The sequence below is a fragment of the Halorubrum sp. SP3 genome, from assembly GCF_005435195.1.
Taxonomy (GTDB): Archaea; Halobacteriota; Halobacteria; order Halobacteriales; family Haloferacaceae; genus Halorubrum; species Halorubrum sodomense.
In genome coordinates this window covers 1-228 of sequence record NZ_SGTU01000728.1, presented here as the reverse complement: position 1 = coordinate 228, position 228 = coordinate 1, and the positions used below count along the sequence as shown (strand labels likewise).

At 68.9% G+C, this 228-nt stretch carries 1 pseudogene; it reads right to left on the bottom strand.

The features are described from left to right. A pseudogene (locus tag EXE42_RS18065) lies at positions 1-228 on the bottom strand (amino acid transporter); the annotation flags it as partial.

The window sequence follows — 228 nt, the reverse complement described above, 5'->3', positions numbered from 1 at the left end:
CGGTGCGAGCGGTCCGCGAGCGCGCGTACGCCAGGTACCACGCGAGGCTTCCGAGGGTGATCCCGACCGCGCCGAGGATCGAGAGGCGCCCCATCTGAACGATCAGCACGGCGCCGCCGATCACGCCGAGTGCCTGTAGCACCGGGTACCCGGGAGACCGGAAGTCCGGGTCGTAGAAGTCCACGTCGGCCTCCCGGAAGACGATCACGGAGAGGTTCTCCAGCGAGA